This is a genomic window from Glaciimonas immobilis (assembly GCF_011947285.1).
GTDB classification, from domain to species: domain Bacteria; phylum Pseudomonadota; class Gammaproteobacteria; order Burkholderiales; family Burkholderiaceae_D; genus Glaciimonas; species Glaciimonas immobilis.
This window is the reverse complement of record NZ_JAAOZT010000006.1, coordinates 521,355-536,398: the sequence shown is the minus strand read 5'-3', so window position 1 is coordinate 536,398 and position 15,044 is coordinate 521,355. Positions and strand designations below refer to the sequence as shown.

Sequence of the window (15,044 nt, the reverse complement as noted above, 5' to 3'; positions counted from 1 at the left end):
CTACAAAAACCTACATTTCCTGACATTTGCTAATCGAAGGACAGTGCGATTTTCAGTATGGTGAGAGGCCGCCAATGTTTTCGCACCGCTGGGCGGACTCTACTCAAATCCCTTCTGTATCTGCATCCATAAGCGGGCCGAGTTGTTCGTCCCCACCAGCTTTGGGGTCGCGCCTATAGCGACTGCGACACCCGATGTGATATTCCAGCCTTCGGCCTGGAACCAGTTCAAACCCACGCCGGTACCAGAGATAGTGCCGGCGTTGGTGCCGCTGCCAAACACTGCCTTGTCCACCAGTACCCGGCCACTATCGATAAATGCAATAACCTGCCAGGTTCCGGCAATCCGCAGGCTTAGATTATGGCGCAGTTCCAACGTCGTAAAAATCCCCTGCGCTCCCGCCAGTGCACTTACGTCATAGGCGCGTACGCTGTTAGGTCCGCCCAAGATGAATTGCTCGGAAGAGTCCAGATTGGTGCTGGCCAGCTGTCCAGTGACAGCTACATATAAAGTGTTGGAAGACGACAGTTGCTGCAGTCGCGCCAAGGAAAAAGTCAGCCGGGCATAACCACCCTGCGTGCGCGCTCCGGCAGCGTCGCCGATCTGGGCTAGCGCATTGTCGAACGCGAGATTACCAATTGTGGCACTCAGGTTGAAGTTGCTCACGCCACTGTCATCGCGGCGATCGCCCGCCACGGTCGCAATCACCGCGTTGGTGTGGCGATCAGTGTGGGTATCGATCACGTCGACGTGGTCGCGCAACTGTTTGTGGTCGAGCTCCAGCTGGCCGTAAAGGCTACCGCTGATGCTACGAATGAAAGGGTGGGAAATCTGCAGCGTTTCCACTTCTGCAGTGCCATGCGCCCCCAGAGCTGATAAGCCATTTGACAAACGATAATTCAAGGTAGAAACCGCCCCGCTTACCCGCGTTCCCTGACCGTCTACCAAAAACTGGTATCCCAGGCGGCCATAGTTCAACCCAGGTCCCGAGCTAAGACCGTTGAGCGTGAGCGCATCTCCTTGGCGGAAGGGACTGTTAAGGTTCAGACCGGCGCTTAAGCGTACGCGACCGGTATACCGGCTGCCGGCATTATCAAGGCCAACGTTGCTGCTATACGGTGACCCCGGACTGACATCCACCAGCAAATCGGAACTGCCCACTGTGGCGCCCGGGCGCAAGATAGAATTGACGCGGACCCCGGGTATATCTGCGAGTAGTAACAGGCTGCGATCTAGCGTCTGCTGAACCACCGGAGCACCGGCTTGCAGCGGACTCAAAGTCGCCTTCAAAGGACGTTCAGAGACGCTGCTTGTATTTTGTAATGTGACCACTCCATAGCGGGCCTCCAGTACGGCGATCTGCACAGTCCCGCTGTTAAGCGTCTGGGCTGGAATATAGGCTTGCGCCAACAGGTAACCTTGGGCGCGGTAGTATTCCGTGATGCGGGCGGCCAGCGCATTTAGTTCGGCCAGCGTTAGCAATTTTCCTTCACCCGACGCCACCAGCGCATGTAAGGTAGCCGCAGGCAAGGCGGTATTACCGGTGATCTCGATATGACTGACCAGAAAGGCCGGCGTATCGGGCACCGGATTGAGCACGGGTTGCTCCACGCTCAACTCTCTGCGCAAGGCAGGCAGCGGTGCCGCCGGGGGCCGCACTTCCTGCAATATCTGGCCGCCCCCTATCGGCGCCGCTGCATAGACCGCGCCAAATGGATATACCAACGTCAGGGCAAGCGCCAAACTAAGACGCCAACTCGAACTATCAGGGGTGGCAACGCGCATAGAACGCGTACCTTTACAAAGTAACAGAGTCATGAAATGGCTAGCAGAGGATGGTGGAAACCGTTGATCGCGCATGGATAGCACTCGACAATACCGGAGGATCATGGTTCGACACCATTGGGCAAACGGACCCCGGACTCCAGCACCTGAAGGTCAAGGCCGGATTTGAAATCGGCAAGAGTGCCGTTCGCTTCTATTGGGTTATAACGATTCTTTTTATGATTGCCGGTAAAGTTTGCTACCGCACTTGCCACGCCCACGCCGTAGGGCGTCGGGATGGCATTATCGGTGTTAATGAATGACTCAATGAATGCCACCAGCATCATTGGTCTTGGCGCAGGAATAATGGTAGCGCTGTCGATGCCGCCGATTAAAGTGTAATTACTGGCCAGGCCTGCGCCATCGGCGAGTGCCAGATTGCCGAATCCCACTAGCGGCTGCGTGCCAAGTTCTTTACCAGCGAGAGTGCCGCTGCCGGTCAGGGTCAGGGTTTCGCCCTTTACGCCGGATACTATCCCGCTGGCACCGAAGATACTGGCTTTGGCGGTGCTGGTCCCATCAATAAAGCGGGTGCCGCTGAGATTGACAATAGCAGGGGTGATGCTGGCAGTAGCCGTGGCAGTGCTGTTGACCAGATAATTGCCCGCATCGATCCCGCTGTCAGCGATACCGCTGAGGTTGACGGTTTTTTGCTGCCCTACATTCTTGTTGTTGAAATTGGCGGCAAGCGCCGCAAAAGTCACGTTATCCGTTCCTATCACACCGTTACTGGATAATGTCACGGCAGCGTTCATGGTGCCGTCGTAGACTTTATCGGTCCCGGTAGCGCTCACCGTTATCGCCAGAGGCGTGATAGCGGCGCGGGTCGTGGTCGCGGTATTGATGACGTAATTATTTACATCGCTTCCGCTAGCGGAAATGCCGGTCACGTTCACGAGCTTGCTTTGCCCCACGTTTTTATCGATGAAGTTGGCACCCAGGTTAGAAAACGTCAGCACGTCGTGGTCGAGCACGCCAGTGCTACCCAACGTCACCACATCCGTGGTGTTGGCGTCGTAGATTTTATTGGTCCCGAGCGCGTTGACCGTGATGCGCAATGGCGTGATATTCGCCGTCGTGGTGGTCGCATTATTGATGCTGTAGTTACTGGCGTCGGTGCCACCTATGGTGATCCCTGTGACGCTGACATTCTTATGCTGTGCGACATTCTTGTCGATGAAGCTGGCGGCATTAGCAGCAAAGTTCACCACGTCCGTACCGAGGACGCCAGTACTACTCAGGGACACCGTATCAATGGCGTTGGCGTTATAGACTTTGTCGTGACCCAGGGCATTGACGGTGATGGCGTAAGGCGTAATGTTCGCAGTCGTCACTGCAGTGCTATTACTGATTACGTAGTTGCTGGCATCGTTGCCGCTGGCGCTGATACCGCTGACGTTAACCGTTTTAACTTGCCCAACGTTTTTGTCCGTAAACGTGGCCGCCGTGCCAGCAAACGCCACCTGGTCACCACTATATATGCCAGCACTGGCCAGGGAAACGCCGGCGGTGGCATTGGCGTTATAGACTTTATCGATTCCCGTGGCGTTAACAACGATCGTCAATGGCGTGATGTTGGCAGCGGTCGTGGCTGTCGGGTTAAAAGTATAGTTACCTGCGTCAGTACCACCGGCAGTGATGCCCGTGACCGAAACGGCTTTTTGCTGACCGACATCCTTGGTAGCGAAGGTGGCACTTGCATCATTGAAGTGCACGATATCCGCTGCGAACACACCGGTACTGCCCAATATCACGTTAGTGGCGGTAGTCGCGTCATAGACCTTGTTTTGGCCCACGGCACTGACCGTAACAGCCAGTGGCGTAATGATGACGCTGTCGGTGCCGCCCACCAGCGTGTAATTGCTGGCCGTACCGGTTCCGCTCACGATGGTGAGTGTGTCCAAAGTATGGATATTGCGCTGCCCTACCGACTTGCTGACCAGAGTGCCGCTACCAGACAGCGATAAGTTTTCTTTATTAACACCGGCTAGCAAGCCATTTGCGGTGAAAACGCTGGCACTGGCATCCGCCAGGCCATCATAGACACGGGTGCCGCTAAGGTCGAGCACTTTGGGCGTGATGCTGCCGCTGCCATTATCGCTAGCAGGCAAAGTGTAATTAGTAAGCAAGGTACCGGCATTGGCAACCAGATTGCTGGCACTTAACGCGCCGCTGCTTATGTTCAGGGAGCTGCCGACATTGGCTTGCGAGAAAGTGCCGGTGACACCAGTGGTGACACTGGCGCCCTGACCCACGACGAAACCGCTCAACACGGTGTGCGTGCCGCTGAGGTCAGCAATCGTGGTGCTGTCATAGACTTTGGTTGCGTTCGATGTGGCAGTCAAGGCGGCCGGACTGATCACCGCTGTTAATCCGGCAGGTTGGGTGATGGCATAATTGCCCCCACTTGTCCCCGTCACGGTCATGGCCGTCGTGACCGTGTCCGTGCCGACATTGCCGTAATTACCGAGTATGCCGGTACCGGCATTGCCCAGCGTCGGCGTATCTCTGTTATATAAAGTACCGCTTAAGGTTGCGCCAGTGAGGGTGTCAACGGTCGTGCCATTGTAGACACGCGGCGAGGTTACGACATTTATGACGGTCAGCGGTGCAGGGGTAATTGTCAGTGCGGTGTCGTTGGAAGGTGCCTGAATCAAACTATAGTTACCGTTATTTGCACTCAGGCCGCTTCCGGTAATCGCGTACGAACCCACATTAGTAGTGCTGTTGGCCGTGGTACTGAAAGCCAGAATGCCGGTGGTGGCGCTGTTAACGGACTCGTTATGCACAAAACCCGTTACGGTGCCAGCCTGCACTCCGGGTATCGACAATCCGTACTGATAGGTCGCAGGAGTCGCTACGTAACGCAATATGGCAGGCGTAATATTGCCGATACCGTTATCGCTGGTCGGCAGCGTGTAATTGGTGAGCAAGGTGCCAATATTTGCGATCAGATTACCAGTCGTTAAGGGGCCGGCGCTGATGACCAGGTTATTGCCGACATTAGCCTGCGAGTAGGTCCCGGTCACGCCGCTGTTGACACTAGCCCCCTGGCCGCTGATGAAACCGCTGAAGGTGGTGTTGGCGGCGCTCAGGTCTGCCACGTTGGTGCCGTCATAGGCTCTGCTGGCAACAGAGGTGGCGCTCAGGGTTGCAGGACTGATCAACGCTGTAAGGCCGGTCGGTTGGATAAGCTGATAATTACTGCTGCCGGGACCGGTCAAGGTCATGGCCGTGGTCACTGAATCCTTGCCGGCATTGCCACTGGAGCCCAGCGTTCCGGTTGTAAAGTTCGCCAGTTGCGTGACATCACTGCCATACAAAGTGCCGCTCAAGGTGGCACCGGTTAATGCGTCTGTCGTGCTGCCGTTATAGACCCGGTCCGTGGTGTGGACGTTCAGCACTGTAAGCGATGCCGGCGTGATGGTGCCGTTGCCGGATGCCGATATGGGCAAAATATAGTTATTTAAATTAGTTCCGGCAGCGCTTACAAAGTTGTTTGTGGCTAAGCTTGCCGATACCGGTTCGCCACCTGCGCCCGGCGCAGCATAGCTGCCGACGCTCTGACTGACGGTACCGCCCTGCGATCCGACGAAGCCGGACAGTTGGTAATTGGCGCTGGTTAATGCGGCCGAGGTGGTGCTGTCGTAAGTCTTGGTCGGATTGCCGATGATGATGGCCGTGAGGAGTGCGGGCGTAATCGTGCCAGTTCCGGTGCCGGTCGACGGCAACGCGTAATTGGACAATTGCGTGCCAGGTTTTGCCAGGAAATCGGGCAATACCAGCGTCGATGTGATGCCAACGTTGGTACCGGCATCCGGCGCTACGTAGCTGGCCGTAGCCGATTGCGGCAGCGTAGCGTTTTGACCTGCCACAAAACCGCTCAAGGTGTAATTGGCTGCGGTCAGGGTGACTGAGGAGGAACCGCTATACGCTTTGGTCGGATTACCGATAATGGTCGCAATGATCGGTGCTGGCGTAATATCGGCCGCCAGACCGGTGGGTTGACTTAATACGTAGTTGCCGGCTTGCGCGCCGGAAAGCGAAAATCCGCTGGCGCTGACCGTCAATTGCTGGCCGACATTGACTGAGCCAAAGGCGCCGCTCACGCCTGTTGTGGTCAATGTCACGTTATCCGGTCCTGCTGTGCCGCTCAGTACGCCGGATAAGATCGCGCTTGCATCATTTAAGGTCGCCGCACTGGTGTTATCGTACGGTTTGTTATTCGCACTGACCCCGGTGACGTGTAAAGGTGCCGCAGTGATATTGGCGGTCAGTCCCGTGATGGGTTGCAATACATAGTTACCGAGCGCGCTGCCGGAAATAGAAAATCCGGCTGGCCTCACCGCCAGATTGCTGCCCACGTTGGCATTGGAAAAAATGCCGATAGCGCTGCCATCGACCAACACTATATTGGCAACATCGCTGGCCACCACACCGTTCAATAATGCACGGGCTGTATTGAGGGCATTTGCGGTCGTGGTGTTATACACCTTGTCGGTTGCCAGGACCCCGGTCACAAAAATCGAAGCGGGAGCGATCCGGGCGGCCCCGAAGGCCGTCGCAGGTAACACATAGTTGGTCAGCAGCGCGCCGTTCGGGGTGTAATCGGACGACATCAGCGTGGCGGTGATAGTCTGGTTCCCAACGTTCGTCCCGGAGTAATTAATCAATGCAGACTGATTGATTTGCGCGCTTTCATTGCCAATGAATCCGGAGATAAGATAATTCGAAGCGCTTAAGGTACCGGTGGTCACGCCGTTGTAGGTTTTGGTAGGACTATTAACAATCGCCACGGACAGTGCTACCGGTGTAATGGTACCGGTCCCGTAGGCCGTCGTCGGCAATGTGTAATTATTTAAATTGGTGCCGCTATTGGCGGTAAAGTCCGCGTTTGTCAGCGCTGCGCTCACCGGCTGTGTTCCGGCGTTGACGGTCACGTAATGCCCGGTTGACTGGGTCACCGTAGCACCCTGACCGCTCACAAATCCGGTTAGCGAATAATTGGACGCGCTCAATGTCGCCAATGATGTACCGTCATAAAATTTTGATGGGTTATTGACGATATCGGCGTGTACGCTCATTAAAATGGGCAGAGGTGTAATCGTTCCGAAACCGGCTACGCTGCCCGGCAGCAGGTAGTTCGACAGCAACGTGCCGGGCGCAGCAGTATAGTCGGCCGAAACCAGACGGGTGGACATCGCCTGGATGCCCACGTCGGCGCTAGCGTAGCTGGCATTGGCGTGGTTAACGGTCGCGCTTTGTCCTACAACGAAACCACTTAATCCATAACTGGCGCTGCTTAAAGTACTGGTGGTGGTGCCGTCATATACTTTGACCGGATTATTAATGATGCCAACCACCAACGGCGCAGGCGTGATGATACCGCTGCCGTTAACGGTGGTCGGGAAAGTATAATTTGATAGCAGTGTGTTGCCAGCCGCAGCAAAGTCGGGTGACGATAAAGTCACATGCACTCCCTGCGTGCCGGCATTTGCCGTGCTATAGGTAGCCGACGACGTTTGCAGCACTGTTGCAGCTTCGCCCGGCATAAATCCGGACACAGAAAAATTAGCTGATCCTGGCGTAGCGGTCAAGCTGCCGTTATACACCTTGGTCGGATTACCGGTCAACGCAATCGCCAGGGCGGCTGGCGTAATATCGGCGACCAGGCCAAGTGGCTGCACGATTTGATAATTCGACGCTGCCGACCCGGCAATGGCGAAACCGCTCGCGTTGATCGCCAACGCGTTACCCACGTTGGGCGAGGCAAACGTACCGGTCGCATTCGAGGATGAAAGTACTACCGCATCGTTCAACACGATCCCGGAGAGCACAGCAGCGTTGGTCACCAGCGTGTCGAGACGGGTAGCGTCATACACTTTATTGGTGGTCGTCACGCCGGTGACCATGAGGGATTTTGGCGTAATGCTGGCAACCAGATTCGATGGTTCCACGATTTGATAATTGCCTGCGCTTGCGCCCGACAGGGTAAAACCGCTAACGCTAACCGCCAGCTTGTTACCCGCATCTGGGCTGGAAAACTGTCCACTAGCGCCGCTGCTTACTAAGCTGACCTTGTTTACATCCGCCGGAATAATCCCATACAGCCCTGCATTGGCAATATTAAGCAGGTTCGCGCTGCTACCGTTGTAAATCTTGTCGCTGGAGAGAACCCCGGTCACCTCTAGGGGCGCTTTCCAAATAACGCCGGCACCGGTCGCCGACGCAGGCAAGATGTAGTTGAGTAAGTTAGTGCCACTGCCCGCGCTAAAATTCGGCGAGGAAAAACTTGCTGTCAACGTTTGCGTCCCTGCGTCAGACCCACCATAAGCTATGCTGGAAGGCTGATTCACGGTTGCGGTTTGCCCCGTAACAAATCCGGAAAGCAGGTAATTGGATGCCGAAAGCGTCGCGGTGGTCGTGCCGTCATAAACCTTAGCCGGTGTGCCAATAATCGATGCCCCAAGGACTGCGGGGGTGATGGTACCAATAAGTGCGCTCACGCCGGGGCCACTCACGCCATAACCATATACGGCGATACCAGAAGCATTTTTTGCCAATACCTCTGCGGCTCCGGTCGAGGACGTGACCGCCATGTTGACACCTGCATCCGATGATCCGTAGGTCCCCGCCATGGAAACCAGGCTGTCGCCGTTGATCAGGCCGGTGACGCTGACATTCGAGGCAGTTAACGAAGCGCTAGCGTTTCCGTCATAGGTTTTGCTCACCCCGCCTGCCAGCGCGCTAACGCGCAGAGAAGGCGTTGCGCTATACAGAAATGCATTACCTGCGGCTAGCACCGGCGTGGTTTGATAAGGGGCTGCATATTGAAGAAAATCGGACGTCAGGCCGCCCGTAGTATCGAGTCCAGCACTGGTAGAGTAAACCAACCATCTGCTGCCCGGTGCCGTGACCGCTGCGGCACCTGCCTGATTGATAAAATTGGCCCCGGTCGCGAGGCGCACCCCCGCGTTACCGCTAATCGATGCGCCGCTCGCGATAGTTAAATTTCCACCAATTGCATCCATCACCACAGTACCGGAACCATGCACCGCCGCGTTGACGTTGATTGCATAGTGGGCCGACAGCGTCAGCGTGGTAGTAGGGTTGCTCCAGTTGATGGCAGCGTTAACATTGATATCTCCGGCACCTGGGGCTTGCGTACCAGTTCCACTTGCGCCGTTTGTACCGGTTTGCTCGGTGACATTAGTGCCCAGTGTTAATGCACTGGCGATCGCCGCTGCAGCACTAGTGTCGATGGTCAGATTAGTCGGGTCAATTAACCAGGTGCCGGACTTTCCTTGTCTGGCGCTGGCGGTAATGATGGCATTGTCTGCAATCTTAATTTGCCCGGCACTGGTTTCGATGGCACCTCCATGGCCGCCATTCGGCGCGCTGGCATCTAGTGTGCCGCCGACATTGACCTGACCCGCCTGCATGCCACCGAGTAGCGTAATGACGCCATTATGATCGTTTACGCTACGCGCATAAATAATTCCGGTGTTATTGACCGCGCTGGCCAGCACCGAATTTTTTGCGCCCGCCGTCATGCTGACCTGCCCACCGTCTGCCTGAATCAGCTGGTTATTTTCAACCAGGTTGTTCAGGGTACTTTGATCCACTTGCAGATGCAGCAACTGGTTCGCGCTAAAAGTCAATGTTGCGGCATTACCGCCCGCCAAGGCCACCGTGCCCAGCGCAGCCGTTATAACACCCTGATTCGACACTGTATTGCCGAGCAATGCTACATAGCCCCCGCCGGTGGCCGTGAGCGTTCCTTTATTGACGATAGCGCCAATCCCGGCACCGCTGAAACTAACCGCATTCGCCCCAACCGCGCTGTCGGCTACCTCCAGGGTAGAGGCCACCAGCCCCCCTACGTTGACCTGCGCACTTTGCCCGAAAAGGATACCGTTGGGGTTAATCAGCCATACCTGGCCGTTGGCATTCAGATGCCCGAATATTTCGCTGGCGCTACTGCTTTTAATCCGGTTGACGGCGATCGAAGTCGTTCCGGGCTGAACAAAATTGACCGACTCACCGGCAGCGACGTTGAAACTCTGCCAGTTCAGCGCCAGATTCTGACTGGATTGCTGAATGGTTGTGGTCGTAGCCGTATGACTAACAACGCCGCTGCCGGAGGTAATCTGAGCGCCGAACGGAGCCGCCTGCGCTATGCTCGCGAGGCTCAACGACAGGGACAGCACCACAGTACCCAGACTGTGAGTGCGGCGGCATGCGCGACCGGTGCGACCGGTACGACTAGCCCCGCGCTGCGTACTGCGTGCAAATTCACCAGCGACTATCCATTGGTTAATCGCACGGTTCCAGACCAGACGGTAAATGTTATTCATGGTGATTTTTCAAAAACGTACTTTTAAAATGGAGCACACGTCCGCTCCATTTTAGAAGCTATCCAGCGCGTGCCGATTGCCTTGCGGCCTCGTTCTGTTTGCCTTTTATTACTTTCGTTGACATACAAAATAGATAAAAGACCGATACGAGGGAAGAAAATTTAAGCACATTGTTACCTCGGCGGGTAAGCGTACGCAGCACTGCTATCGGGCATGCTACGGAAAAAAAATCGACCGTTACATAGCACTTGATGTGCCCGGAATGCGCATCGAAATTTTTGGATATGGCAATAATTATATAAATGAAATATTGTCAGCAAACCTACCAATACCTACATTTACTGACAATACGGAAAGTGGGGAGAATTTTTGAGGGGCGAATGAGAAGTGGAAACCAGGCGGGGATACCTTACCCGACACGCATCAACGCTGGCGGGGCGATCAGGTAGCCTAAAGCCGGAACACTGCACAAATTGGACATGCTCAACTTAAAAGGATGTGTTTGGCGATCGATGACAAAAACACGATGACGTTCGCCAACCAATTTTATGCGTTAGCAAAACAAGTCCGTCCAGTTTGACGGGGACAGTTCCTTAACGAAAATTGTCCCCTTTTGGTCAGCAATGCGACATTAGAACCGCCTTACGGCGGCGTGACATGAAACCGAAAAGCCCTAAACCAACCAATAGCATCGCATAGCTTGCTGTCTCGGGGACAGGGGTGATCGCGTGTAAAGTCCAGCTCGCGGAGTTGTTGGAGTAATACTGAGCCGGTGAGCCATTCAGCCAAACATTATTGGCATTGGTTGTCGAAGAATATTGAGCAAAGGAAGCCAGCTCACCTGAATATTGCTGATTGGCGGGATAGTTGACGTCCGTAAATTGGAAATTATTATGCTTCCCGTCGATAGAAGCGACGGCACCGCCATTTTTCCAGGTGCCATTACTCCAGGAAGCGGCATACAAATTTCCATTGTTATGGAATGCCACCCCGTTGAGGCTGGCGGTAATATTTGACAGGCTGGTAATCAAATCACCATTTGCTTCCCCGGTAAATGTCCCTGATGCAATAGCTTTTGGCGAAAATGTAATTGTATACGCATAGGTTTGGGCTGCTTGAGACGCAGAACTGGCCGCTAGAACGCAAATCAAAGTGATGTATTTAAATAAATTTTTCATGTTGGCATTATGAAAAGTAAATTCATAAAATGCAACTTATTTCTGTATTGTATTATTAATATTAGCTGCTGAACTTACGCAGGTACGGCCGTCTGGTGCCTTTATAAATTCCGCGATTCAGTGCCCCATCTGAAACGCTTGCTGTCGGATTGACGTCGGATAAAGGCAAATTTAAAAACGCGGATTCTGAGAAGATGTGATGAGCCGACAGCGGCTAGCTACTTTATTTTTTGCGAATTGCTGAAAGGAGTTGATCAGCCTGCACCGTCCGCTACCAACTCGCTAATAATATGAAATGGATTAAAAAATGAGAAATCTAAGTTATGGATTGATGGCCGATTGTCCGTGAGTGGTTGGTGACGGCTCCCTTGGTCGCTAGTGACGGTTCGGTTCATCCACATTTACACGCAAGGTACGCCATACGTGCTTACCAAACGCCGCGTGAGATGGTATAGAAGCTCCGGCTGGCAGCCGATTACATTGGATGCAAGCCCACCATTTCCGTCATGGGGCTGCGCTGGTCTTTCCCAAACATTGAAACGGGATCGGGTTTGCAGGCGTTCCATCGCGACTACGATGACTGGCGCTTTATTAAAGTCTTCGTGTACCTGACTGATGTAGACAATGACAGTGGCCCGCATGTGTTTGTGCAAGGAACGCATCATGAACACTGCGCCATGCGGCTACGTGGCTACGGTGACGCAAAAATAATGGAGGCGTACGGCGAGGACAAAATCGTAAGCATTACGGGTACTGCGGGATTTGGCTTCGCGGTAGATACCCACGGCATACACAAAGGCATAGTCCCTCGCCAGCGGCCGCGATTGCTACTGCAAATTCAATACTCCTTGCTGCCAGTCTATCTTTATCATTACCGGCCAGGGACGAGCCAGCGGGCATTGCCTTTAGACCGTTATATCAACCGGCTCTTTCCGTCAGATGTGAAAAAATATTGACGAAATAAATTCCCTGTAAGGCAATTATGAATAGGAAAGTACACTGCGTGAAGAGCAGTATTTTCAATCCGTCAAGCCAACATCTTTGCGCTTAGCATCGTTGCTTGCATCATTTTTTCTGGCGTTCCTCGCCTTATATAACGGAGTCAAATCCAATGAAATCTTTGGCAGCGAGCATGCTCATCCAACGACACTAGATTAATGTCAACCCTCCGAATTGAGTCCGTTGTGAACTACTTTGCCAAAAATGGTCATAACAATATAAGGCGGGCCTTTCTGGCGATTTTATTTAAGCGCTGTTCGGATTAGGGGGTTAATTAATCACAAGCTAGGTTGGAGCCGTACATGAAAAATCTTACAGCGCTGACCGAACGTCAAAAAACGAACTTGAGTACCATCGCGCTCATGCAAGAGAAAACGAGAACATAATGTCTTAGCTGTTCTCACTGGACGTTCCAAAAAATCCGACTCGGCGATGGTGGAATACTTACTGGCAAATGTACGACTATCTGATGACGCTCGATTTTAGAGGTAAGCGAGTGCTGATAGTGGGGTGCGGTTTTGGCGAAGATGCACTTCGCATTGCCATGCTCGGTGCCGAAGTATACGCATTTGACCTTAGCCCCGAATGCTTGAACATCGCACGGCAATTGGCGGCCCGTGAAGGCATAAGGGTTCACTTTGCTCAAATGCCTGCCGAGGAGTTGAGCTACGACGATAATTTTTTCGATTATGTTGTAGCCCCCAATATTCTGCATCATGTGGATATACCGCTGGCAATACGAGAAATCAATCGTGTGGCTAAGTCTGGCGCGATGTTAATTGTGGACGAAATCTATTCGCACACTTTCACCAAATTTAATACGAAAGTCCAGACTAGTCGAATGCCTGTATCCAAAGGTGCAAAAATTCATATATGGCAAGCCAAATCCCTACATCACTGTTGACGAGCGCAAGTTGAGTGAAAGGGATATTTTACTGATCACCGCGCCAGTTGCGAAATTTACGATGTTCAAACACTTTAATTTTTGCATTACGCGTATTGTGCCTGAGCGCCATGTGGCCTTAGCCAAAATCGACCGGCTGCTAATGTGGCTCTTAAAACCAATCGGCCGATTTCTGGCGGGCCGCATATTGTTTGCCGGTCTCTTACCCAAATAAAATATTGGACCGGAATGGGACTTAAGGGAGCGGAGTTTGATAAGGCTTACGTCGATAATAAAAATTTATCTTCAGGCTGTCCTGGACGCAATCGACAAGACCTTGGTACCGAGAGTAAGAAAAGCTGATTTGGCGCACCTGCGAAAGAAAGTTGGTTCAGCGAATGATGCGCACTTGAAGCATGCGAAGCATATTCAGCAAGGGTTTCCAAGTATAGAGTCGGAAAATCTATTGCAAGGTCCGGTGGTTTACCGCGGCACGTGGCACGTAAACGTGACCGATTGGCCGGCCAGCATATTCCATCAGCGCTAGAGGTGAACACCTCATAGACACTCCGACATATGGCTACAATTTTCACCAGCTTTCTTATCGATTAAATGCTTGGAAAACCAAGGGCGAACATGTATGCACCAATCCTAACCTATAATCTTGCGTGCCTGAAAGTGCATAAGAAAGGCAGACATTGACAGGCAAAGCGCCGCATCCGATAACACAATTAGACGCATGAGTAACCGGCTACCCGGTGGCTCCAGCATCTATAGCGATCTATAGCAATCGATGGCAATCGAAGGCTGACATGAACTCGAACAACTCGCAAAAGCGTTTCATCGCGCGTACGGTTGCGCAGGTGGTATGGGCATTGGCATGTTTGATTTTTTTCCCTGCTATATCTCAGGGGTAGTCGTTAGAAAGCGTAAAACAAGCAATGGCATCATTGAAGTCCAAGACCGAGAAATTAGGGGCGGCAAAGATAGAGGGGGAGGACATGGTTGTTGGAAAATCCGTCCCCGCATTGTACTTTGGAACTAAAAAAATGAATAACAACTATGCCGTTGTTGATGAAGTCAAGAACGAGGTAAGCAGCACTGCGACGTTATTCGTTAAGAGTGGCGAGGACTTTGTTCGTGTAGCAACGAATGTGCAAAAAGATGATGGATCGCGGGCCATCGGCACCGTATTAGACCCGCAGGGCAAGGCCGTCGCGGCCATTCGCTCTGATAAGTCATACTACGGTGAAGCGAATATCCTCGGGAAGCCTTATGTGACAGGCTATGAGCCGATACGGGACTTAAGTGGAAAGGTCATTGGGATTTATTACGTTGGGTATGCCAAAACGCAATGAATTGGCGATGATTTTGAAGCCAAGCGGTCATTAATTCCCGTCCTTGTTGACGCCCTCGCGCACCTTCATAACCGACTGGGAGTGAAGCGGAAGGTGGTCGGCATATTGGCCAATTAGTCCATGGCCAATAAGCTGAGCCCGGTCCTGCGGCACCCTCAAGTAAGTCTCATTGTCGTTGGGTAAATGTCGCGGCGCCACGGCTTAATATTTTGGAATTTTTCAATGGCGAGTGCGCCCTCCCTGGCCCTTAAACGTTCTAAGCCAATTCCGGTTGTTTGATCCGAGGCTTCCACTGCTCGGATGTGCGGCCGACCTGCATGCGCTTGTGTTTCCACTATGCAGCCCTCGCGGCACGATCATTAATGAAAGTAACATTGACGTCCGCACCTGAATTCAAACTCAAAGTAAATTGATTAAGATCAGCTTTTTTACCTTTCTCGCGGCT

General features: G+C 53.1%; 6 protein-coding genes. 3 read left to right on the top strand and 3 right to left on the bottom strand.

All coding sequences use genetic code 11. The annotated features are described in order from the left end of the window. Positions 1-99: 99 nt before the first annotated feature. The 3 genes from HAV38_RS11440 to HAV38_RS11430 all read right to left on the bottom strand — a co-directional run bounded on the left by HAV38_RS11440 (position 100) and on the right by HAV38_RS11430 (position 11,359). Complete coding sequence (locus tag HAV38_RS11440) at positions 100-1,785, bottom strand: ShlB/FhaC/HecB family hemolysin secretion/activation protein (RefSeq protein ID WP_168055439.1); 1,686 nt, start codon at positions 1,783-1,785, stop codon at positions 100-102. Positions 1,786-1,886: 101 nt separating this feature from the next. Continuing rightward, positions 1,887-10,181 (bottom strand): YDG domain-containing protein, encoded by an 8,295-nt coding sequence (locus HAV38_RS11435; protein ID WP_168055437.1) that lies wholly within the window; start codon positions 10,179-10,181, stop codon positions 1,887-1,889. A 617-nt stretch (positions 10,182-10,798) separates the two neighbouring features. Next, positions 10,799-11,359 carry a PEP-CTERM sorting domain-containing protein gene (locus tag HAV38_RS11430; RefSeq protein ID WP_168055435.1) on the bottom strand — a complete coding sequence of 187 codons (561 nt, stop codon included), beginning with the start codon at positions 11,357-11,359 and terminating at the stop codon, positions 10,799-10,801. A gap of 506 nt (positions 11,360-11,865) precedes the next feature. On the opposite strand from HAV38_RS11430, the gene HAV38_RS22280 reads away from it, so the two are divergent. The 3 genes from HAV38_RS22280 to HAV38_RS11415 all read left to right on the top strand — a co-directional run bounded on the left by HAV38_RS22280 (position 11,866) and on the right by HAV38_RS11415 (position 14,599). After that, on the top strand, positions 11,866-12,315 hold the full coding sequence (locus HAV38_RS22280) for a phytanoyl-CoA dioxygenase family protein (protein ID WP_168055433.1): 450 nt from the start codon (positions 11,866-11,868) through the stop codon (positions 12,313-12,315). Between the two features lie 497 nt (positions 12,316-12,812). Then, on the top strand, positions 12,813-13,262 hold the full coding sequence (locus tag HAV38_RS11420) for a class I SAM-dependent methyltransferase (RefSeq protein ID WP_168055431.1): 450 nt from the start codon (positions 12,813-12,815) through the stop codon (positions 13,260-13,262). Positions 13,263-14,182: 920 nt separating this feature from the next. Further along, positions 14,183-14,599 carry a Cache 3/Cache 2 fusion domain-containing protein gene (locus HAV38_RS11415; protein WP_168055429.1) on the top strand — a complete coding sequence of 139 codons (417 nt, stop codon included), beginning with the start codon at positions 14,183-14,185 and terminating at the stop codon, positions 14,597-14,599. Positions 14,600-15,044 lie beyond the last annotated feature (445 nt).